Here is a 25,834-nt window from a genome sequence, read left to right as displayed (position 1 = left end):
GGAGACGGGATGGCGCTGCTGACACGTGACGATCTGCGCCATCAATCGCGCTTCGCCTGGTTCTGCCTCGCCGCGCTGGCCGCCGCGGCCGTCGCGCTGTGGCTGCTGGACAAGCGCGGCGCTGCCGGAGGCACCGTGGCGGCACTGCTTGGCTGCCTTGGCGTCATCCTGCCGCCGCGGGAGCGGATGGCGGTGCTGCCCGCACGCCTGCGCCGCCTGCCGCGCGGGCTGGATGCGGCGCCGGTGCTGGCCAGCCTGATCAGCACGCCCGGCTATGGGCTGAACTGGTTCCACGGCGCCAACCCCTATGACGAGGTGGTGCACCTGGTCAGCGGCTTGCTGGCCGGTGCCGTCCTGGCGGGGCTGGTGCTGGCCGACGGAAGGCCACGCGGCGCCTGGCGCCTGGCGCGGCACGGCTTGGTCTTCGGCCTCGGTATTGCTGTGGGGTGGGAGGTGCTGGAATGGATCCTCGGCATCATCGGCAACACGCTGGACACGGTCACCGACATCCTGCTGACCACGCTCGGCGCGGCGGCCGGCGCGGCCTTGTGGCGGCGCGACAGGCCGTGATCCGCGTCGCCACCTGGAACATCCATCGCGCCCGCGGCCATGTCGGCCTGCCCCGGCCGGACCGCATCCTCGCGGTGCTGGCGGAGCTGCGCGCCGACGTCATCGCCTTGCAGGAGGCGCAGCATTATTTCCGCCGCGCCACCCCGATGCTGCCGGAGGCGGGGCTGGCCGAGATCGGCCTGGTGCCGCTGCGGGTGGACCCGGCGCAGCAGGGGTTTCGCAGCAACCTGGTGCTGGCCCGGCGCGAGGCCCGGTTGCTGGCCCCGCCGCGCGGCCTGAAGCTGGGCGGGTGGGAGCCGCGCGGGGCGATCCTGGTGGATCTCGACCTGGGGCAGGGGCCGTTCCGGCTGCTGGCGGCGCATCTCAGCCTGGGCGCGGCGCGGCGGCGGGCGCAGGCGGCGGCGCTGCTGGCGGCGATGGACCCGGCGCTGCCGACGCTGCTGCTGGGCGATTTCAACGAATGGCGGCCGCAGGGCTCGGCGCTGGCCGTGCTGGCGCCGGTCTTCGGCCGCCCGGCCCTGGTGCCGAGCTTTCCCGCGATCCGCCCGATGCTGCCGCTGGACCACATCCTCGGCCATCCGGCCGGGCTGGTGGAGGCGGTGGCGCTGCACGATACGCCGGCGGCGCGGCGGGCCTCGGACCATCTGCCGCTGCTGGCGCGGCTGGTTCCACCCTGGCGGTTCGGCCCGGCAGGGGCCACATCGACTGCATGACGAACCTGCCCGACAAGTCCCGTGACCCGGCCGTCGCGGCGTTCCTGCAGAAGGTGGCCGCCATGCCGGCGGCGGCGCCGGTGGCCGGGGCGCCCGGCCGGCTGGTCTTCGCGCTGGATGCCACCGCCAGCCGCCAGCCAAGCTGGGATCGCGCCTGCCACCTGCAGGCGGAGATGTTCGGCGCGGTGCGGGAGATCGGCGGGCTGGCGGTCAGCCTGGCCTATTACCGCGGCTTCCAGGAATTCGCCGCCACGCCCTTCCTGGCGAATGCGGAGGAGTTGGCGCGGCGGATGACGGGCGTGACCTGCCTCGGCGGGCAGACCCAGATCACCCGCGTGCTGCGCCACGTTCTGGAGGAGACGCAGCGCCGCAGGGTGAACGCCCTGGTCTTCATCGGCGATGCCTTCGAGGAGGATGTGGACGCCGCCTGCCATGTCGCCGGCCAGCTCGGCTTGCGCGGCACGCCTGTGTTCTGCTTCCAGGAAGGCAAGGACCCGGTGGCGCAGAATGCGCTGCGCCAGGTGGCGAAGCTGTCCGGCGGCGCCTGGGCGCCGTTCGATACGGCCAGCGCCGGGGCGCTGCGTGACCTGCTGCGCGCCGTCGCGGTCTTCGCGGCCGGTGGCCGGCCGGCGCTGCAACGCCTGGGCAGCGCCGCGGCGCGGGGTATCGCTGGGCAATTGCCGGCGCCGCGGGGCCGCTGAGCATGGGATGGCTGGCGCTCGGGCTGCTGCTGCTCGTCGCGATTCTCGCCCTGTTGAAGCTGTTCGCGGAAGCGAGGCCGGCACAGGTGAAAGGGGCGCTGGCCTTGTTCGCCGGCGGCTTCGGCCTCGTGCTGCTGGTGGCGCTGCTGGCCACCGGCCGGGCCGGGCAGGCCTTCTGGGCGCTGGCGCTGTTCGGGCCGCTGGTCTGGCGCTGGGTGCAGGCGCGGCGTGTCGCCGGCACCTTCGCCCGCGGCGGCGCGGCCAGCCCCGGGCAGGCCTCCGAGGTCGAGACCACGCTGCTGGCGATGACGCTGGACCATGACAGCGGGCGGATGACCGGGCGGGTGAAGGCCGGGCACTTCGGCGGCTCCGATCTCGGCGAGCTGGACCTGCCGGCGCTGCTGGCGCTGATGGCGGAACTGGCGGCGCGGGACCCGGATGGCATGCCGCTGCTGGAAGCCTGGCTGGATCGCAGCCATCCGGACTGGCGCCAGGCGGCCCCGCCGCCCGAGGCGCCTTCCGGCCCGATGGGGCGGGCGGAGGCGCTGCAGGTGCTCGGCCTGGCCGAGGGCGCCTCGGCGGAGGAGATTCGGGCGGCGCACCGCCGGCTGATGCGCAGCGCGCATCCCGACCAGGGCGGCTCGGATTGGCTCGCCTCCCGGCTGAACGAGGCGCGCGATACGCTGCTGGGCTGAATACGGCCGGGGGTTGTGTCCAGGGGGCGTATTGATGCGCCCGGTGGGCGGCGCCCGGTGGACGGCGCCCGGCGGAAGTGGCACTCCTGCGCCACCAATCGCCCCACCTGACCGATAGGGAAAACCCCATCCGTGCGAAAGCCGCTCCGCAAGGCCGTCCTGCCCGTCGCCGGTCTCGGTACGCGCTTCCTGCCCGCCACCAAGCAGATGGCGAAGGAAATGCTGCCGGTCGTCGACAAGCCGCTGATCCAGTACGCCGTGGAGGAAGCCCGCGCGGCGGGCATCGAGGAATTCTGCTTCGTCACCGGCCGCGGCAAGACCATGCTGGTGGACCAGTTCGACGTCGCCTACGAGCTGGAGCGCACCCTGACGGAGCGCAACAAGGCCAAGGAACTGGCCATGCTGCACGCCCAGGCACTGCCGCCGGGCTCGGTCGTCTCCACCCGCCAGCAGGTGCCGCTGGGCCTCGGCCACGCCATCTGGTGCGCGCGGGCCTTCGTGGCGGATGAGCCCTTCGCCATCCTGCTGCCGGACGACCTGATGCTGTGCGACGTATCCTGCACCAAGCAGCTGGTCGACGCCTACAACGAGACCGGCGGCAACGTCGTCGCCATCGAGACGGTGCCGAAGGAACGCGTCAGCAGCTACGGCGTGATCGATCCGGGTGCGACGACCGGCAACCTCGTCGAGGTGAAGGGCCTGGTCGAGAAGCCGCCGATCGAGAAGGCGCCCTCCAACCTGACCGTCATCGGCCGCTACATCCTGATGCCGGAGGTGATGGGCCACCTGGCGACGCAGGAGAAGGGCGCCGGCAACGAGATCCAGTTGACCGACAGCATGGCGAAGCTGATCGGAACCCAACCGTTCCATGGCGTTCTCTATGAAGGCCGGCGCTTCGACTGCGGCGACAAGGCGGGTTACCTGGAAGCCCAGGTGGCCTTCGCCCTGGCCCGCCCGGACATGGAATCCACCATGCGGGCGATCATCCAGAAATACGCCCAGTAGCGCGCCCACCAGCACCGCACCGACGGAGAGCAGCCGCCGATGACCGCCTTCAATCACCGCTTCGACCCGACTTCGCTGCGGGAATACGACATCCGCGGCATCGTCGGGCAGACCCTGCACCCGGAGGACGCCTTCGCCATCGGCCGCTGCTTCGGCTCCATGGTGTCCCGCGGTGGCGGCACCAAGGTTGCGGTGGGCTATGACGGGCGGCTGTCCTCGCCGGAGATGGAGGCGCAGCTCGTCGCCGGGCTGCGCGCCTGCGGGCTGAAGGTGGCGCGGATCGGCTGCGGGCCGACGCCGATGCTGTACTTCGCCTCCTATGCGCTGGAGGCCGATGGCGCGATCATGGTCACCGGCAGCCACAACCCGCCGGACTACAACGGCTTCAAGATGATGCTGGACGGCAAGCCGTTCTACGGCACGCAGATCCAGGAAATCGGCCGCATGGCGGCGGAGGGCGACGTGGTGCCCACCGCCGTCGGCACCGATGAACAGGTCGATGTCTCCGAGCGCTACGTGGCGCGGATGATGCAGGACTGGGATGGCGGCGACGCGTCCGGCAAGGCCGGGTCGCTGAAGGTGGTCTGGGACCCGGGCAACGGATCCGGCGCCGAGATCGTCAAGCTGCTGACGGCGCGGCTTCCCGGCACCCACTACATCATCAATGGCAGCATCGACGGTACCTTCCCGGCGCACCACCCGGACCCGACGGTGGCGAAGAACCTGGAGGAGATGATCGCCGAGGTCGCCAAGCAGGGTGCCGACCTTGGCATCGCCTTCGACGGCGATGCGGACCGCATCGGCGTGGTGGACAATGAGGGTCACATCCTGTTCGGCGACCAGCTCCTGGTGGTGCTGGCGCGCGACGTGCTGAAGGCGAAGCCGGGCGGCGTCATCATCGCCGACGTCAAGGCCAGCCAGGTGCTGTTCGACGAGATTGCCAAGGCGGGCGGCACGCCGCTGATGTGGAAGACCGGGCACAGCCTGATCAAGTCCAAGATGGCCGAGACCGGCAGCCCGCTGGCCGGCGAAATGTCCGGCCACATCTTCTTCGCCGACAAATGGTACGGCTTCGACGACGCGCCCTATTCCGCGCTGCGCCTGCTCGGCATCGTCGCCCGCATGCCGGAGACGCTGAGCCAAGTGCGCGCCGCCCTGCCGCAGGTGATCAACACGCCGGAACTGCGCTTCGACTGCGCCGATACCCGCAAATTCGGCGTCATCACCGAGGTGAAGCAGCGCCTGGCCGATGAGGGCGCGAAGGTCCAGGACGTGGACGGCGTGCGGGTGCTGACCGAGGATGGCTGGTGGCTGCTGCGCGCCTCCAACACCCAGGCGGTGCTGGTGGCCCGCGCCGAGGCCTCCTCCGAGGCGGGGCTCGACCGGCTGAAGGCGGATATCGCCCGCCAGCTCCAGGCTTCCGGCCTGCCGGTGCCGGATTTCTCCGGCGAAAACGCCGGCCACTGACGGCAAGTCCGCCATGGAGGTCTTCCTCTATGGCACGCTGCTCGACCCGGCGGTGCTCGCCGCTCGCGCCGGGCGCCGGTTTTCGCCCCGCGCGTTGCGTCCGGCCATGCTGCCGGGCTGGCGCCGGGTCATGCTGCGGCGACACCCCTATCCGACGCTTCGTCGCGACCGGCGCGGCCAGGTCCCCGGCCTGCTGCTGCGGGTCTGTGGCGCCCCGCTGCGCCGCTTGATGGCCTATGAGGGCGCGGCCTACCGGCTGCGGCCCGTGCGGGTTCAGACAGGATGCGGGCTTCGGGTTGCAAAAGCCTGGATTTCCAACCCAGCGTTGGCGCAGTGTTGATGACGTGCACGCCATGAAACAGGCGGAAATCGTGTTCCGGGGCTTCGCGTGCAGTCTCGTGCATGACACGTGCTAGCGGAACGCCTGGGTGCGCATGGCGTTCGGTGTGCGCGGGACCACAGGGCGAACGGAGTGGGCAATGTCGGGAATCGTCAGGAGGGTCCTCGTTATTGAGGACGAGGCCCTTGTCGCCATGCTGGTGGAGGACGCGCTGCTCGACGCCGGCTTCCAAGTGCTTGGCCCTGCGGCGACGGTGGAGGAGGCGCTGCGCTTCCTGGAGGGGGAGCGGCCGGATGCGGTGGTGCTCGACCTCAACCTGGCCGGGGAAACCTCCACGCCAGTGGCGGATCTGCTTGCGGCGCGGGGCATCCCGTATGTGATCGCAACCGGCTACGGAGCCTCCGGGCTGCCGCCCGGCCACCAGCACGCCATGGTGCTGGCGAAGCCCTATGATCCGGGCGAGCTGATCGCGATGCTGGGGCGTCTCTGCGCCGCCTGAATGCCGGGCCGGCCTGAAGGCCGGCAGGGCTAGATCGCTGCGGGCCAGCGCGGGGCGGGCGCTGCGGCGCGAACCTCCGGCTCGGCCACCGGCGCCCCGGACGGGACCTGCGCGCGGCGGAAGACCAGGGTGAATTCGGCCCCCATCTCCGCCCCCTCCGGAGCATTCGCGGCGACGATCCGCCCGCCCAGGCCGCGCATGATGGTGCGGGAGATGGACAGGCCCAGCCCTGTGCCGAGGCCGGGCGGCTTGGTCGTGTAGAAGGGCTCGAACAGCTTCTCCAGTACCTCCGCCGACAGGCCGGGACCGGTATCGACCACCCTCAGCGTCACCACCTCGGCATCGCCACGCGGGCCGGCTTCCGCCTCGATGCGCAGGCGCCGGCGCTCCGGCGGGCGTTCCTGCAGGGCATCGCGGGCGTTCAGCACCAGGTTCAGCAGCACCTGCTCGACCAGGATGATCTGCCCGACCACCGGCGGCAGCACATCCGGCAGGCGCAGCTGCACCTGGATGCCGGCATCGCGCAGCGCCTGGCCGGCCAGCACCATCATGCCCTGCACCGCGGCGCCGAGATCCACCGGCTCCAGCGCCGAGACATCGACGCGGGAGAAGGCGCGGAGCTGGGTGACGATGGCCTTGGCGCGATCCGCCTGCGCCATGATGCGGCGCAGCCGCACCAGCGCCTCCTCCACCCCATGTTCGCCGTCTTCCAGAGCTTCGGCGGCGTTCTCGGCGGCCAGGGACATGATGGCGATGGGCTGGTTCAGCTCATGCGCCAGACCGGCCGCCATTTCCCCCAGCGTGGCGAATTTCGCCGCGGTCGCGGCCTGCAGGGCCAGTTCGCGTTCGGCCGAGATATCCTCCAGCGCACCCGCCACCTCGATGCCCGCCGTGGTGCGGGCGGTGGCGCGCAGCGTCTCGCGCAGCCACATCCAGGCGCCATCGGCGCGGCGGAAGCGGAATTCCGCAGTGGCGGAGGGTTCGCGCCGCAGCCGGTCCTCGATATCCGCGCCCAGCGGCAGGCTGGCCGCATCCATGCTGCGGACGCGCCAGCCGGGGCGCAGCGCGGCCTCCGCGGTCCAGCCGGTCAGCCGCTCGATCGCCGGCCCGATCTCCGTCAGGCGCAGCGTGCCGCCGGCCTCGATGATGCCGCGATAGCCGACGGCGGGCAGCGCCTCCTCCAGCGTCCGGGCCGCGGGCGGGCTGCCGGGGCGGCGGAGCAGCGGCGTGCCGATCGCCACCACGCTGGTCAGGAAGGCGGCGAGGAAGCCGAGCCAGCCGGCCTCAGCCGCCGCCGCCGATGCCGCCCTGCGGTCATAGGCCGCGAGCAGCACCAGCTCCGGCGCCACCGGTGCGGTGGCCAGCGCCAGCGGCGGCAGATCGGCGGTGGCGGGCCGCAGCAGCGGGGTTTCGGGCGGCTCCGGCCATATGGTGCCCCACCCGGCGGTGCCGCCGGTGGCGAGCGGCGTGCCATCCGGCCGCAGCAGCGCCAGGCGCAGCCCGGGGGTCAGCGCCGCATCCTCCAGTGCCCGGTCCAGGCGGCGCGGATCGATCGCAACCACGGCGATGCCGGCGAAATCGCCGCGCGCATCGGTCAGCGGCTGGCTGGCCAGCAGGCTGCGCGGGCCGCCCGGCAGGTCGAGCAGCGCCGGGCTCAGCAGCAGCGCCGCGCGGCCGCCCCGGTGCTGCGCGAAGGCCTCCCGCCCCGCCAGGGATGAACCGACCAGAGGCGGATGGCTGGACCACAGGATGCGGCCGGTGGCATCCGTGACGGCGCCGAATTGCAGACCGTCCCGCCCCGCCCGGCCGGCCAGCGCCTGTGCCAGCGCGATCTCCGGGCGGGGGGCGGTGGCGGACAGCGCCTCGGCCGCCGCTTCGATCGGCCGTCCCGCCAGGCGCAGCCCGGCCTGGGCCGCACGTTCCACGGTGGCGAGGGCCGCGGCGGCGGCGGCCTCCGTCCGATCCTGGGCGAACCAGGCCGCCGCACCCCAGGCCAGGCCCGACGCCAGCACCCCGCCCAGCAGCGCGGCGCGACCGGGCCGGTCGGCTCCGGGGCGGGCGGTACGGGGCTGCGGGTCGCGAATGATGGAACGGTACCCTTTCACCAGGGGTAGGAGGTGCAGGAGAAGACGCGCGCCGCCGCGCGGTAAGTGCCGGCCCCTTGCCGATTCGCTGAACAGGATAGGCCATGCCGGGCGCGCCTGCATCCGCACCCGGAATGGTCCTCAGGCTTCCGCGCGTTCCAGGGCGGAGAGGCGTGCGGCCAGGTCATCCTCCCGGCACAGCATCACGCCGACCAGCCCGGCACCGACCACCCGCTTGAATCGGTCGCCCAGGGGCACGCCGTCGCCGCAATCCAAATCCACCGCCATCCCGCCCGGTCCGGCCTCGGCCTGCAGCACGCAGCGCAGCACCTCCCCCGGCGCCAGCGCCACGCCGCGCCAGGCTTCGGCGCGGGCGCCGCGGGCGCGCAGGCGAAGGTTCAGCGGGCCCGGCGGGCCACGCAGTTCCAGCACCACGCGCATCGGCGTGCCTTCCGGCTGGTCCGATGGCAGAGCGAGCGTGGCGATGCCGTCGCGCATCCAGACGCCCCAATCCTCCTGCCACCACCAGGCCAGCCCTTCGCGCACCCGCTCGGCCCAGGCCATGGACGGGGAGGGCAGGCCATCGCCGCGCCAGCCCATCGGCAGGTGCCGGCCGAGCGGCAGGAAGCTGGGCGACTCGGGCTGGTCGTGCGGGCTGGCCAGCGCCTCCAGCACCTCCCGCGCCGCATCGGGCCAGTCGCGCCGGGCGCTGGCGCGGTCGATGCGGGATTCAAGGGCGGCGCGCTGCGCCGGGTCGGTCAGCAGCATCTCGAGCTTCACCACCAGGTCGGGCTGGTCCTGCGGGGCGAAGAACACGGCGCCGGGGCTGCCTGCCTCCAGCAGCCCGGAATGGGCCGGCACCACGGCCAGCTTGCCGGCGGCCAGGCTCTCGCTGACCGGCAGGCCCCAGCCCTCGTGGAAGGAGTTGTAGACGGTGAACAGGCAGCGCCCATACAGCCCGGCCAGAGCGAGGTCGGAGACGCCGGACTGCACCGTGACCTTGCGCCGCAGGTCCGGCGAGCCTTCCAGCAGCGCCAGCGCCGCTTCCGCCCGCCAGCCGGGCCGGCCGACGCAGACCAGGCGCGGCACGCGGTCCGCGCCGAGGCGGCGGATCAGCTCCAGCCACGCCTGGAACACCATCAGGTGGTTCTTGCGGGACTCCAGCGTGGCGACGAACAGCACGAAATCCTCGCCCGGCCGCGGCGCGCGCAGTGCCTCCGCCGCCTGCGCGGCGGCGACGGGGGAGGCGCCGCCCTCCGCAGCCAGGCGGATCAGCCGGGCCGGGGCCACCGGGCCGAGTGGGGCGGCGAAGCGGGCATGGTCGGCGATGGTCGCGCGGGAATTGGCCAAGATGCCATCCGCATGCAGCGAGAGCGCGGCGAACCAGCGGGCATAGAGGCGCACCGTCAGGTCCAGGCAATGCTCCGGCATGGCGAGTGGCACGCAATCATGCACGAAGGCGACGTAGCGCAACGGCGTGGTGGCGCGCAGCCGGCGCAATCCCCGAAAATACTCCTGCACGCCCCAGGCATTGCCGAGCGAGGCCAGGGTGCAGCCGGCGACGATCGGCGCATCCGGCCGCGCATCGGGCGCGACCAGGGCGGCGGTGGCGGCGCGCCAGGCGGGGTCATCATCGCGCCCGCCAATGCGCGCCAGCGCCAGCACGCGGCGGAAGGCGGCCTCGTCCACATGCCACCAGCGCCAGGTGGAGCCCTCGAACCCCACCAGGATGACATTGGCCGGCCGCTGCGGGCTGGCCAGCAGGGCGCCGAGAATGCCCATCTGCACGCGCTGGATGCCGGTCGGCGTGCGCGCGGCGCGCAGATAGTCCAGCAGGTCCGTGACATCGAAGGCGAGCTGCGTCGGCGCGCCGGTCGGGCGCGGCAACGGTGGCAGCATCGGGCCGTCGGGCGCCGGCTGCGTGCGGTGGCGCAGCAGGGCGACCACATGGCGCAGCGCCGGGCTATCGGGTGCCAGGGCCAGGGCGCGGGCGAGTGCCACGGAGGCTTCGCCGCCACGCCCGAGGTTCCGCAGCACATGGCCGGCCTGCAGCATCGGGTCCGGGTCGTCGGGCGCCAGCATGGCGGCGCGCTGGTAATGCGGCAGCGACCCTTCCAGGTCGCCCTGCTCCTTGCGGGTGTGGCCGAGCTGGACATGGATCTGCCAGTGGCGCGGCCGTTCCGCCAGATATTCGCGATACGCCGCCTCCGCCGCCGGCCAGTTCCGCGCATCGCGCAGCGCATCGGCGCGGGCCCGGATGGCTTCTGGGCTGGCTTCGGGGGTCGGCGGGGTCTCGGGCTCGGGCTCCACATCCATGCGGGACGGGTCTTCCTCAGGCTGGGTCGATGCGGCGGCCGCTGGCGCCGTCGAAGATATGGAAGGCATCCCAGGGCAGGATCACCGGCAGGACGGCGCCGATGCCACTCGCCGGCACCGGCAGGCGCACCGTCAGCGTCTCCCCGCCCGGGATGGTGCCGTGGATCACGGTCTCCGACCCCAGGGGTTCCACCAGATCCACCGCCAGGTCCAGCCCCCCCTCGCCAAGCTGGATGTGTTCCGGGCGGATGCCGAGGGTGAGGGGCATCCCGGCCTCCCCGGCGCGCGGGCCATCGGTGAGGCCGATGGTCGGGCCGGCCTTCAGCGCGGCCGCGCCGCCGCCCGGCTCCAGCGTCGCCGCAAGGAAATTCATGGCCGGCGAGCCGATGAAGCTGGCGACATAGGTATCCGCCGGGCGGCCCCAGACCTCCATGGGCGAGGCGACCTGCGCGGCGCGGCCCTGGTGCATCACCACCAGCCGGTCGCCCAGCGTCATCGCCTCCACCTGGTCATGTGTCACGAACAGGCTGGTGACGCCGAGGCGCTTCTGCAGGCGGCGGATCTCGGCCCGCATCTGCACGCGCAGCTTGGCATCAAGGTTCGACAGCGGCTCGTCGAACAGGAACAGCTTGGGCTCCCGCACCACGGCGCGGCCCATGGCGACGCGCTGGCGCTGGCCGCCGGAGAGCTGGCGCGGCTTGCGGTCCAGCAGCGCGCCGATCTCCAGCATCTGCGCCGCCTCATCCACCCGGCGGCGGATCTCGGCCGGCTTCATGCCGCGGATCTTCAGGCCATAGGCCATGTTCTCGAAGACCGACATGTGCGGATACAGCGCGTAGTTCTGGAACACCATGGCGATGTCGCGGTCCGCCGGCTCCAGCGCAGTCACGTCGCGCCCATCGATGCGCACGGTGCCGGAGCTTGCTGTCTCCAGCCCCGCGACGATGCGCAGCAGCGTGGACTTGCCGCAGCCGGAGGCGCCGACGACGACGATCATCTCGCCATCCGCGACCTGCAGGTCGATGCCGTGCAGGACCTGGGTGGTGCCGAACTGCTTCTTGACGGAGTCCAGGGAGAGCGTGGCCATGTTACTTCTCAGTCTCCGTCAGGCCCTTCACGAACCACCGCTGCATGAACACCACCACTGCCACGGGCGGCAGCATGGCGAGCACGGCGGTAGCCATGATGATGTTCCATTCATTCTGCGCGTCGCCGTTGCCGATCATCTTGGTCATGCCGACGACAACCGTTTCCAGGTCCCGGTCGGTGACGATGAGCAACGGCCAGAGGTACTGGTTCCAGCCATAGATGAACAGGATGACGAAAAGCGCCGCGATATTCGTCACCGACAGCGGCAGCACCACGTCCTTGAAGAAGCGCAGCGGCCCGGCGCCGTCGATCTTCGCCGCCTCCACATATTCATCCGGGATGGTCAGGAAGAACTGCCGGAACAGCAGCGTCGCGGTGGCGGATGCGATCAGCGGCACCACCAGGCCGGTCATGCTGTTGATCAGGCCGAGATTCACCATGACCTCGAAGGTCGGGATGATCCGCACCTCAACGGGCAGCATCAGCGTGATGAAGATCAGCCAGAAGGCCACCATGCGGCCGGGGAAGCTGAAGAACACCACGGCATAGGCCGAGAGCAGGGAGATCGCGATCTTCCCGACCGCGATCAGCACCGCCATGTTCAGGCTGTTCCACAGCATGACCCAGGCCGGGACGGACCGTGTGGTGCGCGTCGCCTCCCCACCCGTCAGCCAGGCGGAGACGTAGTTGGAGATCGCATGCGGCCCGAACCACAGCGGCACGTCGCCTCGGCCGATGGTGGAGGCATCATGCGTGGAGCCCACCACGGTAAGCCAAATCGGGAAGGCGAAGATCAGCACGCCGAGGCTCAGCGTGATGTAGGCCACCCAGCGGTTGCGCGCGTTGCGGCGCACTGTGGCGCGGGCGAGGCGGTCGGCCTCGAGATCCGTCGTGGCGGACATCAGTAATGCACCTTCCGCTCGACGAAGCGGAACTGCACCGCGGTCAGCAGGATGACGATGACCATCAGGATGACGCTCTGCGCGGCGGAGGAGCCGAAGTTCAGGTTCTGCACGCCGTCCACATACACCTTGTAGATCAGCGTCGTCGTCGCCTGGCCCGGGCCGCCATTGGTCAGGGCGTGGATGATGCCGAAGGTGTCGAAGAAGGCGTAGACGATGTTGACCACCAGCAGGAAGAAGGAGGTGGGGGCCAGCAGCGGGAAGATGATGGTCCAGAAGCGGCGCATCGGCCGCGCGCCATCGATAGCCGCCGCCTCCAGCACCGCCTTGGGAATGGATTGCAGCCCGGCCATGAAGAAGATGAAGTTGTAGGAAACCTGCTTCCACGCCGCGGCCAGGATCACCAGCAGCATCGCCTGGTCGCCGTTCAGCCGATAGTCCCAGCCGATGCCGAGCCCGTTCAGCATGCGGCCGAAAAGGCCGATCTGCGGGTGGAACATGAACAGCCACAACACGGCCGCGATGGCAGGCGCCACGGCATAGGGCCAGATCAGCAGGGTCTTGTAGCCATTGGCGCCGCGGATCGCCTTGTCCGCCTGCACGGCCAGGAACAGCGCGGCACTCAGCGCCGTGAAGGCGACGGAGAAGGAGAACACCACGGTGGTCCAGCCGGAGGCCAGGTAGTTCGGGTCCGCCAGCACCTCGGCGAAATTCTCGAAGCCGACGAATTGCCGTGACAGGCCGAACGCGTCCTCACGCAGGAAGGACCCGTAGATCGCCTGGCCCGCCGGCCAGAAGAAGAACACGCCGGTGATCAGAAGCTGCGGCAGCAGCAGCAGCCATGGCAGGGCAATGCCCTTGAAGATGACCTTCTTCCGCAACCGCTGGGCCTCCCTCAAACGACAAGGGGGTGGGCGTTGCGCCCACCCCCCGGCCAGTTCATCGCTGTGGCATCAGCCGCCGCGATTCGCACGCTCGAAATTGCGCAGCACCGCGTTGCCGCGGGTATTCATGGCGGCGAGGGCCTGTTCCGGGGTCTGCTGGCCCTGGAAGGCCTTCTCCATTTCCTCCTGCATGATGTCGCGGATCTGCACGAAGCCGCCGAGGCGGATGCCGCGGGTATTCTCCGTGGTCGCGCCGCGCAGCATCTGCTCGATCGGCACCTCGGCGCCGGTGTTCTCCGGCTTGGCGTAGAAGCCCTGGCTGCGGGCGTGTTCGAAGCCGGAGCGGGTGATCGGCAGGTAGCCGGTGTCCATGTGCCACTTGCCGGCCACGTCGGGACGGGCGAGGTAGGCGAAGAAGTTCGCCACGCCGCGCTGCTCGGCCTCGCTGCGCGTCACGCTCGGGCCGCCATTCATCACCCAGAAGCTGGCGCCGCCGATGATGGCATTGGCCGGCGCGTTCTGCGTGCCCTCGTAGTACGGCAGCATGGCGACGCCCCAGTTGAAGCGCGCCTCCCGCTGCACCCGGGCGCGGAAGCCGGAGGACGTCATCATGATGGCGCATTCGCCCGACGGGAAGGACGCCTCGCCGGCGTTGTTGCGGCCGCCGTAGCGGAACAGGCCTTCCTTCTGCCAGTTCACCAGGTTGGTCATGTGGCGCAGCATCAGCGGGTTGTTCAGCCGCAGTTCCGTGTTCAGCCCGCCGAAGCCGTTCGCCAGCGTCGCCAGCGGCATGTCATGGATGGCGCTGAACTGCTCGACCATCACCCAGGTCGGCCAGGCGGTGGACATCGGGCAGGCATGGCCACTGGCCTTCAGCGCCCGCAGCGCGCGTTCCACGCCTTCCCAGGTGGTGGGGAATTCGTCCGGGTTCAGCCCGGCGGCGCGGAAGGCGTCCTTGTTGTAGTAGGTGATGGCGGTGCTGCTGTTGAACGGCATCGACATCTGGTTGCCATTGGCTGCGGCGTAGTAGCCGCGCACGCCGGGCAGGAAGTCGTCCCAGTTGATGGCGACGCCGGTGCGCGACAGCAGCTCATGCACCGGAATGACGGCGCGGCCGGCATTCATCATGGTGCCGGTGCCGACTTCGAACATCTGCACGATGTGCGGCGCCTGGCCGGCGCGGAAGGCGGCGATCGCGGCGACCATCGTCTCCGGGTAGGAACCGCGGAAGCTCGGCACGACGCGAACCTGCGACTGGCTGGCGTTGAACTCCGTCACCACCTGCTCCAGCAGCCCGCCGAGGGGCTGCGACAGGCCATGCCAGAACTGGATCTCGGCCGGCTGCTGGGCGGCGGCCGGGCCAACCAGGCCCGCGAGCGCAACGGCGCCCGCCATCAATGTGCGGCGGAACATGGGCAAATTTCTCCCCGTGAGGTGACGGCGGGCTCTAGACGGCCTGCGTTGCGGGGATTTTACAGTTTTATGTCAGTTCGGTGAAGGGGACGACTTCTCACATGATCTGGCTTGCCGCGCGCAGCCCCGAGATCATGGAGGAGCGCAGCAGATGCTCCCGCGCTTTCACCGGGTCCGCCGCTATGGCCTGCAGATCGGCCAGCAGCACGGCGCGGCGCGCCGGGTCCTGCTCCCGCATCCGGGCGCGGTTGCGGTCGGCCTGGGCGATGATCTCCTTCGCCGCGATCGGCTGGCGGCGGCGGGTGTAGCGGTCGAGCAGGCTGTCCTCGGCCTCCCCGCGCCAGACCGGGGCGAGGGTCTCGGCCAGCTCCATCGCGTCCTGGATGCCGCCATTCATGCCCATGCCGCCGGAGGGCGAGTTCAGATGCGCCGAATCCCCCGCCAGCACCAGCCGGCCGATGCGGTAGTTCTCAACAATGCGCTGGTGGATCCGGTAGGGGCGCAGGTCCGGCACGTCATAGGGCGTGTCCCTGGGGTGGATCGCCTGCAGCTTGCGCTCGATCGCCGCCGGCTCCAGCGCCTGCTCCACCGATTCGCCCGGCGCCGTGTGCAGCGATGCACGCCACAGCCCCGGCACGCGGAGCAGGGAGAAGGTGCCGGAGAAGGCGGGGTGCTGCGTCCAGATGTAGTTGACGTTGGACAGCCCCTCGAACACCTCATGGAAGGGGAAGGGGGTGGTCGCGAGGATGGTGGTCTCGGGGTAGGTGTCGCCGGCGAAATCCAGCCCCATGGCGCGGCGGATGACGCTGCGCGCGCCGTCGCAGCCCACGACGTAGGGCGCCTCGAAGCTGTCGAAGCCCTCGCCGGACAGCGCCACATGGTCGGCGCCATGCACCACCGTGTCCAGCTTCGCGCCGAAGCGGATCTCGACCGTGCCGGCATGTTCCGCCGCCAGCTTCGCCAGGATGATCCGCGAAAGCTTCCACTGCTCCGCCTGCAGCCGGTAGGGGTGGGCCGTGTCGTCCTTCAGGATCGACAGGTCGAACACCGCCCGCGCGCCATCCTCATGCCGGCGGATCTGCCAGGTTGGCGTCACCAGCCCCTGTTCGACCAGCGGCGCCGCCACGCCCAGCCCGTCCAGCATGTCGAGGCTCGGCGGGTGGAAGGTGGAGGCGCGCAGCTCCTCGCTGATATCCGCACCGGCCTCCAGCACCAGGCTCGGCAGCCCCAGCGTGGCCAGCTTCAGCGCCAGCACCAGCCCCACCGGGCCGGCGCCGATGATGGCGATGCGGCGGTCCTTGTCGGTCATGGAATCGGTGTGCCCTGCATGTCAGGGCGGCATCTAATCCCTGAGCGCGCGCCGCAGCGAGTCCCGGATCGGCGAAACCAGGTAGCTCAGCGCGCTGCGGACCTCGCCGAGCACGAAGATTTCCGTCGGCATGCCGGCATTCAGCCGCAGCCCGGGCACCCGTTCCAGCTCGCTGGCCGCGATCTCGGCGCGGGCCAGGAAGAAGGCGACGCCCTGCGGGTCCGTCTGCTGGTCGGCGGAGACATAGGTGAGCCGGCCCGCCAGCAGCGGCGTGGTGCGCTGGCGCAGCGCGGTCAGGCGGACATTCACCGGCTGGCCGACGCGCAGCTGCTCGACATCGGTGGGCGCGACGCGCGCCTCCACCACCAGCCGGTCATCCAACGGCACCAGGTCCAGCACCGGCTGGCCATCCGTGATGCTGCTGCCCGGGGTGACGAAGCGGATATCGGTGACGATGCCGGGCTCGGAGGCCACCAGGTCGCGCCGCGCCCGGATATTCTCGGCCGAAACCAGCCGCTGTTCCGCCTCCACCAGCTGCTGCTGGGCATCCTGCAATTCGCGGGCGATCTCCTGGGCGCGGGTCAGGCGCAGCGTGGCGAGCTCGGCCTCCGCCTGCGCGATGGCCTGGCGGAACTGCGCCTCCTGCGCCGCATACAGGCCCATGTCGCCGCGCGCCTGCGCCTCCAGCCGCTCCAGCTCCCGCACCTCCCGCATCCGGGCGAAGCCCTGCTGGGCGAGGGGGCGCAGGCCTTGCAGGTCGGCGCGGACGGAGGCGGCGCGGGCGGCGGCGGCGGTGCGCTGGGCGCCGGCGGCCAGCAACTGCTCCCGCGGCACGGCGGCGCGGCGTTCATAGACGTGCATGTTGCTGTCGAAGGCTTCCCACCGCGCGGTGAACAGCCGGGTTTCCGCGTTCAGCAGCGCGGCCAAAGCGGCGTCCGTGCGGGCGGCCTGCACCACCTCCTCGGGGATCGCGAATTGCCGCTGGTCCTGCTGTTCGGCGCGCAGCCGGGCGACGCGGGCGGCCAGGGTGCGGGCCTGGGCGCGCAGCTGCACGGCGTTGGATTCGGCCGTGGTCGGGTCCAGCCGCAGCAGCACCTGGCCGGCCTGCACGCGCTGGCCTTCGCGCACCAGCAATTCCTGCAGGATGCCCGGTTCGGACAGGATCATGGATTTGCGCCGGCCTTCCGCCACCAGCGACCCACGCGCCACCACCGCCCGCTCGATCGGCGTGATGGCGGCCCAGAACAGCAGGCCGCCGAAGCCCACCACCAGCAGCAGCAGCGCGGCCCGCATCACCCGCTTCACGTCCGGGGTGGCGGCGGCGGCCTCGGCCTCGGCGAAGTTCAGCGCCATCGGGCGCGGCCCGGCCAGTCTCGCGGTCATGCCGCCGTCTCCCCCGCTGCCGTCGTCGCATCGCCAGGTGTCTCGGCACGCCAATGGCCGCCCGGCGCCAGCCGCAGAACCTGGTCCACATGCCCGGACCACAGCGTCGGCTCATGGCTGATCAGCAGGCAGGCGGCACCTTCCGCCCGCGCCGCCAGCACCGCATCCCGCACCGCCTCCCGCCCCGCCTGGTCCAGCCCGGCCTCGGGCTCGTCCAGCGCCAGGAACTCCGGCGCGCCATACAGGGCGCGGGCGAGGCCGATCATGCGGCGCTGGCCCATCGACAGGCCGCCGGTGGGACCGGCCTCGGTGGCGTAGCCCTGCGGCAGGCGGCCGATCATCTCATGCGCGCCGGCCATCCGCGCGGCATCCACCACGCCGGCCGCATCCTCCGGCCCGAAGCGGCCGATATTCTGCAGCACGCTGCCATCCAGAAGCTGCACATCCTGCGGCAGGTAGCCGATGCGCGGGCCAAGCAGCGCCCGGTCGGCGAAGCGGGTCGCCTGGCCACCGAGCAGCGCCTGCCCACCCTCCGCCGGCAGCAGCCCGAGCGCCAGCCGCAGCAGGCTGGACTTGCCCACGCCATTCGGCCCCACCACCAGTGTTACCGTGCCCGGCGGGCAGTACAGCGTGACATCGGCCAGCACCGGATGCAGCCCGCCCGGCGGCGTCCAGCGCAACTCCCGCAGCCAAAGGCCGGGCGGCCCGGCCGGATCGGCCGGCCGAACAGCCGGCGCCGCGTGATCCGCGAACAGCTCCTGCAGCCGCTGCCAGGCGAGATTGGCAAAAGCCCATTCGCGCCAGGCCAGCACGATGCGCGCGATCGGCTGCGTCGCGGTGCCGGCCAGCATCATCGCGGCGATGATCGACCCTGGCGAGGCCCGGTCGCCCAGCGCCAGCACCACGCCCACCACCACCACGCCGCCCTGCGCCATGTAGGAGGCGTATTCGGTCACGCCCCGCACCGCCCGTGCCCGCGCCTGGGCGCGATCGCCCTCCGCCAGCGCCGCCGCCTGGGCCGGCTCCCACCGCCTCACCACGGCGGCCAGCATGCCGAGCCCCTCCAGCATGTCCGACTGCCGCAGCCGGCCCTGCAACTCGCCGGCATTCTTCAACTGCCGTTCGGAGGCACCCCGCACCAGCCCGCGCGTGGTGCGGTCCAGCACCCGGCCGAGCAGGCCCATCATCACGCAGGCCGCGCCGACCACCAGCGCATAGACCGGATGCAGCAGGAACAGCACCACCAGCGCCACCGGCACCGCCGTCATGTCGAACAGGTCCGCGATGGTGTTGCCGCCGAGGAAGCGGCGCAGCTCCGCCTGGTCCTGCAACGCCGCGAGCCCCGGCTGCCGGCTGCCCAGCAGGGCGCTGCGCACGGCGGCCTGCAGCGCCTCCAGGCTCAGCCGGCGGGCCATGTCATCGGCCAGCGCGGACATCAGTGCCGCCCGCAGCGCCCGCAGCGCGCCGGCCATGCTGAGCGCGATGACGAAGGCGATGGACAGCACCATCAGCGTGTCGAGGTTGTGGCCCTCCGTCACGCCATCGAAGATGTGCATGGTCAGCAGCGGCATGCCGAGCAGCGCCGCCTGCCGTGCGAAGGACATCGCCAGCGCCAGCGCCAGCAGCCGCCGAAAGGCCGGCGCCTGGCGCAGCGCCGCCCAGGCCTGGCTCATCTGCCCGGTCATGCCGCGCGGCCCGCCAGCGGCGCCGCCAGCAACGGCGCGCCGGTGGTGGGTACCACCTGGCCGCCGCGCAAGGTCACCACGCGATGCGCCGCCGCCAGCAGCACCGGGCGGTGCGAGGTGAACAGGATGCCGGTGCCGCGTGCGGCGAGGTTGCGCAGCAACCGCACCAGCCGTTCCTCCCCGGCCGCATCCAGGAAGGCGGCCGGCTCGTCCAGCACCAGCAGGCGCGGGTTGCCATACAGCGCGCGGGCCAGCGCCACGCGCTGCCGCTGGCCGGCGGAAAGCGGGCCTTCCGCCCGCGTCGGCGTGGCGTAGCCGGCGGGCAGGGCGGCGATCAGGCCATGGGCATCCGCCAGCCGCGCGGCCTGCATCACCGCCGGCATGTCCGGCTGGGCGAGGCGGGCGATCGCCTCCGCCACCGTGCCGTCGGTCAGCAGCGGGTCCTGCGGCAGGTAGCCGACATGGCGGGCGAAATCCTCCCGCGCCCATTGCCAGGTGGCCTGGCCATCGAGGAAACAGCCGCCGGCGGAGGGGCGGATCATGCCCACCGCGATGCGCAGCAGCGTGGTCTTGCCCGCGCCCGCGGTGCCGGCCAGCGCAACGATCTGGCCCGGCGCCACCTCCAGCGACACGTCGCGCAGCAGCGCCCGCGGCGCACCGCGATGCGCGAAGCTGACGCGCTCCAGCCGCAGCCGCGCTTCCCGGCACGGGAAGGCGATGGCGGTATCCGCGGTGCGGTCCGGGCGCATCATGGCGGAAAGCCGGCGCCAGGCGGCGATGGCCGCGCCCCATTCATGCGTCGCCCCGCCGATGCGGGCGAAGGGCGAGATCACCTGGCCGGTGACCAGCATGGCCAGCAGCATGCCGAAGCCGACATTCACCCCACTGGCCGCCAGCAGCGTGCCCACCACCAGCGCGCCGCCGGATCCGATGCCATGGATGGTGGCAAGCCCCGCGCCGATCCAGCGCGCGCCGGCCTGGGCGCCGCGCAGCGCCGCCGCGCCTTCCTGCATCCGCGCTTCCCAGCGCGCGGCGAGTGGCGCGCGCAGGCCCATCGCCTCCACCGCCTCGGCGCAACGCATGGCATCCGCCACCAGCCCCGCCGTGCGCGCCTGCGCCTCGTTGGAGGCCGCGACGGCGCGGCGGGTCAGCCGGTCCCCGAGCAGGGACAGCAGCGCTGCGGCGACGCAGCAGGCCAGCGCCCACAAGGTGAAGGCCCAGTGGAAGAACAGCAGCAGCAGGATCAGCGTCGGCACCAGCACCGCATCCACCAGCCCGGTCAGCACCGGGCCGGTCAGGTTGCGGCGCAGCTCCTCCACATCGCGCAGCGCCTGGCCGGCGGCGAGGTCGGACCTTCCCGGCTGCTGCGCCGCCGCCAGCACCAGCGGCGCCGCCAGCCGCCGCGCCAGGCGGTTCGACACGGCGAGCAGCCCCAATTCGCGCAGCTGGTCCAGCCCGAGCAGGATGCCGACCGCCAGGCAGAAGACGATGGCGAGCCCGGCCAGCGTCCAGGGATTGCCGGTGGGCAGCACCAATTGCCAGATCACCAGCTTGGCCGCGACCACGCCGAAGGTGGCGAGGCTCAGCGCCAGGCCGAGCGCCAGGGTCAGCCGCGCCGCGGCGGAAACCTCCGCCCGCGCCACCTCGATCACGTCCCGCCGGTCCGCTTCGGGCGCGGCGGCGGGGTTCGGCAGGCGGCGTGCCTCAGCCATCTGGCTATAGGGCCAGGATCAGCGCGAAGACCGCCAGCGCACCCAGCCCGCTGACACCCAGCAGCGCCATCAGCACCACCTGCCAGGTATCCAGCGCCGCGGGCCCGCCGGCGCGCGGCGCCGGGGCAGCTGCCTGCAGCCCGGCCAGGCGTTCATCCAGCCGCGCCACCCAGGCTTCCAGCACCGCCATGCGCTGCTCGACCTCGGCCGGCTCGGCGCTCAGCGGCGCGGCCATCGGCTGGTCCGGCATCGGCCGCAGCGCGAGTTCCTGCAGCCGTGCCTCCAGCGCGCGCTGGCCGGCGACGAGCTGCTCGATCGCCTTGACGATCTGCGGATTCGGCGGCGCCGGCCGGGCATCGCCGGTGGGCGCGGCGGAGGCCGGCGCGCCGCGGCGGAACAGCGGCAGCGCCACCTCGCCCCCCTCCATGCCGCGCGCCACCACCTGCAGATCGGCGCGGCGTTCCGCCCAGGCCGGGCGCAGCAGGAAGCGGAAGCCATGGAAGGCATCGCCGATGCCGGCGCGGATCAGATCCGCCCGGTGGCGATCGGCGACGCTGGTGGCGACGGCCGCGCCATCCAGCCGCAATTCCACCACCACACGTTCCGTGGGCTGGGTGGGTTCGAAGGCCCAGCCATCGATCTGGTTGCCGGTGACCGAATCGACGAAGCCGCGGATATCCGGCGCAGCCAGGGGGGCGGTACGGGGCTCAGCCGACACGCGCCCGGCCCCCCGCCCGCATGGCCCGCTTCAGCGGCGTCGCCGCACCCAGCAGGCGGCGATACAGCGCCAGGTGTTCCGCGGCCGCCTCCTCCATTCCATGCGGCGGGGTGATGTTGGCGGCGAGGCGGTCCCACAGACCTGGCTCCTCCGCCGCGCGGCGCATCACCCGCGCCAGGCCCACCGCATCGCCCACCGGGAAGTGCAGCCCATCCACTCCGTCGCGCACCGATTCGGCCATGCCGCCGACATCGCCGCAGATCACCGGGCGGCCGTGGCGGAACGCCTCCTGCGCCACCAGCGGCGCGTTTTCCCACCAGATGGAGGGCATCACCACCCAATCGACGCCCGCCATCCGCGCCGGCATGTCGGCCGCGCCATACAGGCCGTGATGCCGCGCATCGGGTGCCGCCTCCAGCGCCGCCTTGAACTCCGTCAGGAACTCATCCGCCTGGTGCGCGGTGCCGCCATGCAGCGCCAGATCATGCGCGATGCCCTGCTGGGTCAGCCGGGCGGAGGCGCCGAGCGCCACCAGGCTGCCCTTGAAACGGTTGATGTGGCCGAAGAAGCCGAAGCGGCGGCGCTGGCCGTTCCCGGCGCGTGGCGGCGCCACGGCGCCGGCGCCGATGCCGTTCCGCATCAGCTCGATTCGCCCGGCATCCCAGCCGGCCGCGATGAAGCGGTCGCGCAGGAAATCCGAGGGCGAGAGCAGCAGATCGACCCCCGCCATGGCGCCGCGCACCGCAATTTCCCGCAGCACGAGATCGGTGCTGCCGCGGCCAGGGAAGCAGCGCCGGCAGCCATCGCCGCTGGGGCCGGGGCAGAGCCGGCCATCGGTGGTGAGCAACTGGCCCTCCTGCGGGCACAGCGCGAAGAAATCATGCAGGGTGACGACGATCTTCGCCTTGGGCGCGACCCGGCGCACCAGGTCCAGCGTCTCGATCCCGAAATACAGCAGGTGGTGGAAGTGGATGATGTCCGGCTGGTAGTCGGTGACGAAGGAGGCCAGCTCCGCCAGCCCCCAGGTATCGACCTGGGACAGGTGGAAGCGGTCGAAATGGCTGAGCCAGACCAGCATCTCATCCGGATGGCGGCCGATGGCCTGGAACAGCGTGCCCGGCCGGCGTTCGCGGTGCTGCGCGGTGACCGCGCCGAGGAACAGCCCCTCCACCCCATGCCGGTCGCGCAGCGCACGGAACAGCCCACGCGCCACCACCTCGGTGCCGCCCGGCTGCAGGTCAGGATGATTATGGCAGAAGACGAGGAGGCGCATGGCTCCACAAAGCTAAAGTAAAGCGGGTTGCGGCGAAATAACCGATTCCCGGCGTTTCAAGGAGTTCGCGATCTTCAGGCGGCCGCGTGGGTTTCACCCATGCGCGGGAAATCCTCCATCAGCGTGGCGATGGCGGGCGCCCAGCGGCGGTGGTGCAGGCGGCGGTTGTAGGCGGCGGCGACGGTGCCGGCATAGCCGCCATGCTGGGCGATCGATTGGCGCTCGAAGTGGAACAGCTCCGCCGCCGGTTCGTACAGGATGGCGAAGCCGGCTTGCCGCAGACGCAGGCACAGATCGCTGTCCTCGTAGTCGCCGACGATGTACTCGGCCGAGAAGCCGCCCACCTCATCCCAGGCGCTGCGGCGCATCAGCATGGCGGCGCCGGTGACGCCCGGCACTTCCCGCGCCCGCGATGCGGCGGGGTAGTGGCGCGGGAAGCCTTTGAAGTAGTGGCAATTGTACCAGTCGTCGCCGGGGCCGCGGGCGAAGTACAGACCGGCATGCTGCAGCGAGCCATCGTCGAACATCAGCTTCGGCCCGACGCAGCCGAGGCGCCGGTCGGCCTCCAGCCGCGCCAGCATCGGCGCCAGCCAGCCGGGCCGGTCCGGCACCACGTCCGAGTTCAGCATCAGCAGCATCGGCGCGCTGGCCTCCGCCGCGCCGCTGTTGCAGGCGGTGGCGTAGCCGGCGTTGCGGCCATGCAGCACCAGCGTCACCGGCAGGCCCGTCAGGCCGCAGATGCCGCGCAGCAGGTGGTCGGCCTCGGCGCGCTGCTCGGGGCTGTCCAGCACATAGATGATCTCGGCCTCGCGCAGCATCGGGTCGCGGGCGAAGGCAGCGATCTGGTGCCGGACGAAGCGCAGGTTGCGATACAGCGGGATCACCAGGCTGACGCTGGGCCGGGCCACCGGCCGGCCGATGCGGACCACCTCCGTCCCCAGCGGTTCCGCCGCCGCGGCACGGTGCAGGCGCTCCGCCGCCGGGGTCAGGCAGCGGTCCAGCAGAGCCGGGCCGACATCCAGCGGGTTCACGCCGCGCAGCACAGCCTCCCGCGCCTGGGCGGCGGGGATCAGGGCGGGGCCGGCGACCAGCTCGATCGCCTCGCCGGAGCCGAGGGCGAGTTCCAGCCGCCATTGGGCGACGGGACCGGCACCGGCATTGGGTAGGTGGGCGACGAAGCCGGGCCGGGGATCCGTCGCACCGAAGGCGGCCTGTTCGAAGCGCTTCACCACATCCGGCCGGCTGACGCGGAACAGCGACTCCGCCGGCAGGGGCGTACCGCCGAAGGGGCCGCGCAGTGTCATGCCACGGGTCAACCGCAGCGGGTCGTGCAACCAGCCGACAAGGAAGACGCCGCCCTCATGGTCCGAGATGGCGCGGTCGATCGCGGCCGCGACGGCGTTGGAGGGCTCGGCGGCGGAGCGGGTGGGCGCCATCGCCAGCACCTGCGCGTCGCGCACCGAATCGCGGCACCAGGGCTCCGCCGTGTGGCGCCGCAGGGCCAGCAGCGCCTGGCGCAGCAGGGCGCGCGGGGCGGTGGCGGATTGCCGGGCCAGTTCCACCAGGTTGGGCGGCGGCGCATAGCCGGTGGGCAGGCGCAGCGGCGGCCCATCCGCCCGCAGCAGCAATGCGCCGCCGGCGGATGGGGGCAGGGGGGCGAGGCCGCCATCCGGCTCCGCCACCCGTGCCAGGCCCTGCGCCGTCACCAGCCAGCCGCCCGAGTCGAGGCGCCACAACAGCCGCCCGAGGCCGAGGCCGACCACAGGGCGCAGCGTTTCCGGTGCCGGCTGGGCGCTGTCCTGCGCCAGCGCCGCCAGGTCCCGCGCCAGCGCCGCATCAGCCCCGGCCCGCAAGGGACCGGCCGCCTTGCTGGCGAGGAGTGCGAGGAATCGCGGTCCGGGTGGCGTGGCGCTCAGCAGCGCGAGTGGGCCGGGGGCGCCTAGCGGCAGCCAGGACCCATCCGCCGCCCGCAGCGACAATGGCTGGTCCGACGCCGCGCGCAGCAGCAGCAGCGTGGCATCCGGGTTGAGTGGGATCTGGGAAAGCGGCGGGAAGGGCTGGCCCTCGCCGAGGCGGAGCATCTGGTCCCGCTGGCCCGCCGATTCGGCGGGCAGGATGATCGCGGCGATTTCCGTGCCGAGACGAGTCCAGGCAGGCGGAAGGACCGGCTGGCCGGAAGCTTGGGCTGGCCCCATCTCGCGCCGTTCCGCCTGCATGCTGGATTGTGGCCGCCCCGGCAGGGGCGGCCGGCCTTCAGACGATCTGGACGATGGTGCCGATATTGGCGGTCAGGTCGGCCACCGTAATGCCATCCAGCGTGATGGTATCGGTGCCCAGCGTGATCACGGCATTGCCCGAGCCATCGTCGGAGACCAGCGCCAGCAGATCGTTCGGATCCGTCACGCCGGTGGCGTTGATGTTGCTGGCGATCTGCAGCGTGTCAGTGCCGACCTGGAAGCCGAGGATCAGGTCGTGGCCGAAGCCGTCATCGAATTCGAAGGAGTCGGCGCCGACGCCGCCATCCATCGTGTCGTTGCCGGAACCGCCCTCGAGCAGGTCACTGCCGCCGCCGCCCTCAAGCGAGTCGTCGCCCGCGCCACCGCGCAGCACATCCGAGCCGAGGCCGCCGAAGATCACGTCGTCGCCGCCATTACCGCGCAGGGTGTCGTCGCCGCCGAGGCCCGAAATGGTGTCCTCGCCGCCGCGTCCCAGCACCAAGTGGTCGATGTTGCCAGCCGGCGCGACCAGCAGGTCATCGGCATCGCTGCCGGAGATAGAAGCGAAACCAGACATGGAAACCTCCGCAGAGGGAAGGGAACCGGAGACGGCGCCCGTTTATCTCTGCGCGGTATTACGAACTAGACCGATCGCGAGTCAACCGATTTGGCAACGCAGCAATTCGCCGCAGCAGGCGAGAAAGGTGCTGTAAGCAACTGATTCAACTGGCAATATATGGTTTTGGGACGGTTGGACGCAAGATTACCAAATTGAGAGATCGTCTCAATTGTCTTGAAAATGCCTCTCTGGCCGATCCGGACTTGCATTGGGCTGACGGCGTTGCAGCCGACAATCAACC

At 71.5% G+C, this 25,834-nt stretch carries 22 protein-coding genes; 8 read left to right on the top strand and 14 right to left on the bottom strand.

Going from position 1 to position 25,834, the window contains the following annotated elements:
- The first annotated feature begins 9 nt into the window (after positions 1–9).
- The 8 genes from HB662_RS13530 to HB662_RS13495 all read left to right on the top strand — a co-directional run bounded on the left by HB662_RS13530 (position 10) and on the right by HB662_RS13495 (position 5,990).
- Positions 10–570 (top strand): DUF2238 domain-containing protein, encoded by a 561-nt coding sequence (locus tag HB662_RS13530; RefSeq protein ID WP_168050347.1) that lies wholly within the window; start codon positions 10–12, stop codon positions 568–570.
- Positions 567–1,283 carry an endonuclease/exonuclease/phosphatase family protein gene (locus HB662_RS13525; RefSeq protein WP_168050346.1) on the top strand — a complete coding sequence of 239 codons (717 nt, stop codon included), beginning with the start codon at positions 567–569 and terminating at the stop codon, positions 1,281–1,283. Before HB662_RS13530 ends, HB662_RS13525 begins: the two co-directional genes overlap by 4 nt.
- Complete coding sequence (locus HB662_RS13520; RefSeq protein ID WP_168050345.1) at positions 1,280–1,984, top strand: vWA domain-containing protein; 705 nt, start codon at positions 1,280–1,282, stop codon at positions 1,982–1,984. The genes HB662_RS13525 and HB662_RS13520 overlap by 4 nt, the downstream gene beginning before the upstream one ends.
- A 2-nt stretch (positions 1,985–1,986) precedes the next feature.
- Entirely contained in the window at positions 1,987–2,679 is a 693-nt protein-coding gene (locus HB662_RS13515) for a J domain-containing protein (protein WP_168050344.1), read from the top strand.
- Between the two features lie 132 nt (positions 2,680–2,811).
- The gene (locus HB662_RS13510; RefSeq protein WP_168050343.1) at positions 2,812–3,684 is read left to right on the top strand and encodes a sugar phosphate nucleotidyltransferase; all 873 of its coding nucleotides are present in this window, start codon (positions 2,812–2,814) and stop codon (positions 3,682–3,684) included.
- Positions 3,685–3,723: 39 nt separating this feature from the next.
- Positions 3,724–5,151, top strand: a complete 1,428-nt coding sequence (gene pgmG, locus HB662_RS13505) for a phosphoglucomutase/phosphomannomutase PgmG (protein ID WP_168050342.1) — start codon at positions 3,724–3,726, stop codon at positions 5,149–5,151.
- A 13-nt stretch (positions 5,152–5,164) separates the two neighbouring features.
- Positions 5,165–5,491 (top strand): gamma-glutamylcyclotransferase family protein, encoded by a 327-nt coding sequence (locus HB662_RS13500; RefSeq protein ID WP_168050341.1) that lies wholly within the window; start codon positions 5,165–5,167, stop codon positions 5,489–5,491.
- Positions 5,492–5,585: 94 nt separating this feature from the next.
- On the top strand, positions 5,586–5,990 hold the full coding sequence (locus HB662_RS13495) for a response regulator (RefSeq protein WP_342449507.1): 405 nt from the start codon (positions 5,586–5,588) through the stop codon (positions 5,988–5,990).
- A gap of 29 nt (positions 5,991–6,019) precedes the next feature.
- Here HB662_RS13495 and HB662_RS29950 read toward each other — a convergent pair whose 3' ends face one another.
- The 14 genes from HB662_RS29950 to HB662_RS13425 all read right to left on the bottom strand — a co-directional run bounded on the left by HB662_RS29950 (position 6,020) and on the right by HB662_RS13425 (position 25,551).
- Positions 6,020–8,095: an ATP-binding protein gene (locus HB662_RS29950; RefSeq protein WP_168050339.1), complete on the bottom strand. Its 2,076-nt coding sequence runs from the start codon at positions 8,093–8,095 to the stop codon at positions 6,020–6,022.
- A 120-nt stretch (positions 8,096–8,215) separates the two neighbouring features.
- The gene (locus HB662_RS13485) at positions 8,216–10,390 is read right to left on the bottom strand and encodes a glycosyltransferase (protein ID WP_168050338.1); all 2,175 of its coding nucleotides are present in this window, start codon (positions 10,388–10,390) and stop codon (positions 8,216–8,218) included.
- A 16-nt stretch (positions 10,391–10,406) separates the two neighbouring features.
- Complete coding sequence (gene ugpC, locus HB662_RS13480) at positions 10,407–11,477, bottom strand: sn-glycerol-3-phosphate ABC transporter ATP-binding protein UgpC (RefSeq protein ID WP_168050337.1); 1,071 nt, start codon at positions 11,475–11,477, stop codon at positions 10,407–10,409.
- Between the two features lies 1 nt (position 11,478).
- Complete coding sequence (gene ugpE, locus HB662_RS13475) at positions 11,479–12,381, bottom strand: sn-glycerol-3-phosphate ABC transporter permease UgpE (protein ID WP_168050336.1); 903 nt, start codon at positions 12,379–12,381, stop codon at positions 11,479–11,481.
- Positions 12,381–13,262: a sn-glycerol-3-phosphate ABC transporter permease UgpA gene (ugpA, locus tag HB662_RS13470; protein WP_168050335.1), complete on the bottom strand. Its 882-nt coding sequence runs from the start codon at positions 13,260–13,262 to the stop codon at positions 12,381–12,383. Before ugpA ends, ugpE begins: the two co-directional genes overlap by 1 nt.
- Before the next feature lie 72 nt (positions 13,263–13,334).
- Positions 13,335–14,678, bottom strand: a complete 1,344-nt coding sequence (gene ugpB / locus HB662_RS13465) for a sn-glycerol-3-phosphate ABC transporter substrate-binding protein UgpB (protein WP_168050334.1) — start codon at positions 14,676–14,678, stop codon at positions 13,335–13,337.
- 97 nt (positions 14,679–14,775) lie between these two features.
- On the bottom strand, positions 14,776–15,987 hold the full coding sequence (locus HB662_RS13460; RefSeq protein WP_168050333.1) for an FAD-dependent oxidoreductase: 1,212 nt from the start codon (positions 15,985–15,987) through the stop codon (positions 14,776–14,778).
- A gap of 33 nt (positions 15,988–16,020) precedes the next feature.
- Positions 16,021–17,370, bottom strand: a complete 1,350-nt coding sequence (locus tag HB662_RS13455; protein WP_168050332.1) for an HlyD family type I secretion periplasmic adaptor subunit — start codon at positions 17,368–17,370, stop codon at positions 16,021–16,023.
- A complete protein-coding gene (locus HB662_RS13450; protein WP_168050331.1) occupies positions 17,367–19,055 on the bottom strand; it encodes an ATP-binding cassette domain-containing protein in 1,689 nt (562 codons plus the stop codon). The genes HB662_RS13455 and HB662_RS13450 overlap by 4 nt, the downstream gene beginning before the upstream one ends.
- The gene (locus HB662_RS13445; RefSeq protein WP_168050330.1) at positions 19,052–20,767 is read right to left on the bottom strand and encodes an ATP-binding cassette domain-containing protein; all 1,716 of its coding nucleotides are present in this window, start codon (positions 20,765–20,767) and stop codon (positions 19,052–19,054) included. Before HB662_RS13445 ends, HB662_RS13450 begins: the two co-directional genes overlap by 4 nt.
- Before the next feature lie 4 nt (positions 20,768–20,771).
- Positions 20,772–21,485, bottom strand: a complete 714-nt coding sequence (locus HB662_RS13440; protein WP_168050329.1) for a hypothetical protein — start codon at positions 21,483–21,485, stop codon at positions 20,772–20,774.
- Entirely contained in the window at positions 21,475–22,758 is a 1,284-nt protein-coding gene (locus tag HB662_RS13435) for a glycosyltransferase family 4 protein (protein ID WP_168050328.1), read from the bottom strand. The genes HB662_RS13440 and HB662_RS13435 overlap by 11 nt, the downstream gene beginning before the upstream one ends.
- Before the next feature lie 74 nt (positions 22,759–22,832).
- Positions 22,833–24,953 (bottom strand): glycosyltransferase family 2 protein, encoded by a 2,121-nt coding sequence (locus HB662_RS13430; protein ID WP_168050327.1) that lies wholly within the window; start codon positions 24,951–24,953, stop codon positions 22,833–22,835.
- Positions 24,954–25,011: 58 nt separating this feature from the next.
- The gene (locus tag HB662_RS13425) at positions 25,012–25,551 is read right to left on the bottom strand and encodes a calcium-binding protein (protein WP_168050326.1); all 540 of its coding nucleotides are present in this window, start codon (positions 25,549–25,551) and stop codon (positions 25,012–25,014) included.
- Positions 25,552–25,834: the final 283 nt, after the last annotated feature.

It is taken from the genome of Falsiroseomonas frigidaquae (assembly GCF_012163145.1).
Classification (GTDB): domain Bacteria; phylum Pseudomonadota; class Alphaproteobacteria; order Acetobacterales; family Acetobacteraceae; genus Falsiroseomonas; species Falsiroseomonas frigidaquae.
The sequence above is the reverse complement of the archived record's forward strand: the minus strand, read 5'-3'. Positions and strand labels throughout refer to the sequence as shown.

What these genes read in the sequence shown, in the direction of transcription:
- HB662_RS13530 (WP_168050347.1), top strand. Translation starts at nt 10, where the DNA reads ATGGCGCTGCTGACACGTGACGATCTGCGCCATCAATCGCGCTTCGCC.
- HB662_RS13520 (WP_168050345.1), top strand. Translation starts at nt 1,280, where the DNA reads ATGACGAACCTGCCCGACAAGTCCCGTGACCCGGCCGTCGCGGCGTTC.
- HB662_RS13515 (WP_168050344.1), top strand. Translation starts at nt 1,987, where the DNA reads ATGGGATGGCTGGCGCTCGGGCTGCTGCTGCTCGTCGCGATTCTCGCC.
- pgmG (WP_168050342.1), top strand. Translation starts at nt 3,724, where the DNA reads ATGACCGCCTTCAATCACCGCTTCGACCCGACTTCGCTGCGGGAATAC.
- HB662_RS13500 (WP_168050341.1), top strand. Translation starts at nt 5,165, where the DNA reads ATGGAGGTCTTCCTCTATGGCACGCTGCTCGACCCGGCGGTGCTCGCC.
- HB662_RS13495 (WP_342449507.1), top strand. Translation starts at nt 5,586, where the DNA reads ATGGCGTTCGGTGTGCGCGGGACCACAGGGCGAACGGAGTGGGCAATG.
- HB662_RS13485 (WP_168050338.1), bottom strand. Translation starts at nt 10,390, where the DNA reads ATGGATGTGGAGCCCGAGCCCGAGACCCCGCCGACCCCCGAAGCCAGC.
- ugpC (WP_168050337.1), bottom strand. Translation starts at nt 11,477, where the DNA reads ATGGCCACGCTCTCCCTGGACTCCGTCAAGAAGCAGTTCGGCACCACC.
- ugpE (WP_168050336.1), bottom strand. Translation starts at nt 12,381, where the DNA reads ATGTCCGCCACGACGGATCTCGAGGCCGACCGCCTCGCCCGCGCCACA.
- ugpB (WP_168050334.1), bottom strand. Translation starts at nt 14,678, where the DNA reads ATGTTCCGCCGCACATTGATGGCGGGCGCCGTTGCGCTCGCGGGCCTG.
- HB662_RS13460 (WP_168050333.1), bottom strand. Translation starts at nt 15,987, where the DNA reads ATGACCGACAAGGACCGCCGCATCGCCATCATCGGCGCCGGCCCGGTG.
- HB662_RS13455 (WP_168050332.1), bottom strand. Translation starts at nt 17,370, where the DNA reads ATGACCGCGAGACTGGCCGGGCCGCGCCCGATGGCGCTGAACTTCGCC.
- HB662_RS13450 (WP_168050331.1), bottom strand. Translation starts at nt 19,055, where the DNA reads ATGACCGGGCAGATGAGCCAGGCCTGGGCGGCGCTGCGCCAGGCGCCG.
- HB662_RS13445 (WP_168050330.1), bottom strand. Translation starts at nt 20,767, where the DNA reads ATGGCTGAGGCACGCCGCCTGCCGAACCCCGCCGCCGCGCCCGAAGCG.
- HB662_RS13435 (WP_168050328.1), bottom strand. Translation starts at nt 22,758, where the DNA reads ATGCGCCTCCTCGTCTTCTGCCATAATCATCCTGACCTGCAGCCGGGC.
- HB662_RS13430 (WP_168050327.1), bottom strand. Translation starts at nt 24,953, where the DNA reads ATGGGGCCAGCCCAAGCTTCCGGCCAGCCGGTCCTTCCGCCTGCCTGG.
- HB662_RS13425 (WP_168050326.1), bottom strand. Translation starts at nt 25,551, where the DNA reads ATGTCTGGTTTCGCTTCTATCTCCGGCAGCGATGCCGATGACCTGCTG.